This is a genomic window from Brachyspira sp. SAP_772, from assembly GCF_009755885.1.
In the GTDB taxonomy this organism is placed as follows: domain Bacteria; phylum Spirochaetota; class Brachyspiria; order Brachyspirales; family Brachyspiraceae; genus Brachyspira.
Genome location: NZ_VYIX01000302.1, coordinates 1 through 581 on the forward strand (window position 1 = coordinate 1; position 581 = coordinate 581).

The following is a 581-nucleotide window of genomic DNA, read 5'->3' on the forward strand; positions in this document are numbered from 1 at the left end:
ATTGTTTTTAAGGATTCTTAATATAAAAACTCTAAATAATTTTTTAATTCAGAGAGCAATAATAAAAAGTTATTATTTAATATTAATTCCTATCAAGTATTTGTATTATATATTAAACATTTATAAAATAAAAGTTTATATTTATAATTTTTATATAAAAGTAGCTCTTAATTGYCCCATAGTACTAGTAAATATTACAAATAATGTTAATGATATTAAAAACCATATTATTCTAAATACTTTACTTTTTTCRGATTTYATTCCAATGAATGCATATGCTGMTAAAGCYACCATAGGAAGTCTTGTTAAAGACCAAGTACTGTTTGTAGTTAAAGGCATTAGCACTGTAAATATKGAATAGAAAGAAAAATATATAGGCATTTTTTTAACTGAAAGTATAGAGAATATAAGCATAGTWATTGGRCATAAGAATTCTAAAGTAGTTCTTAAAGCAGGGTATTGAAATATTCTAATAAAAAGTTTTATTATAAAWGGTATAATAAGAGGACTTGGAGTTTCTCTTGACCATGTTTTTTGAGCTTCCAAAAAATATAAAGCATTATCTGTTTTAGCATACATAT

The 581-nt window shown here is 22.6% G+C and carries 1 pseudogene; it reads right to left on the bottom strand.

Going from position 1 to position 581, the window contains the following annotated elements:
* Positions 1–150: 150 nt before the first annotated feature.
* Positions 151–581 (bottom strand): annotated as a pseudogene (locus GQX97_RS14175) (hypothetical protein); the annotation flags it as partial.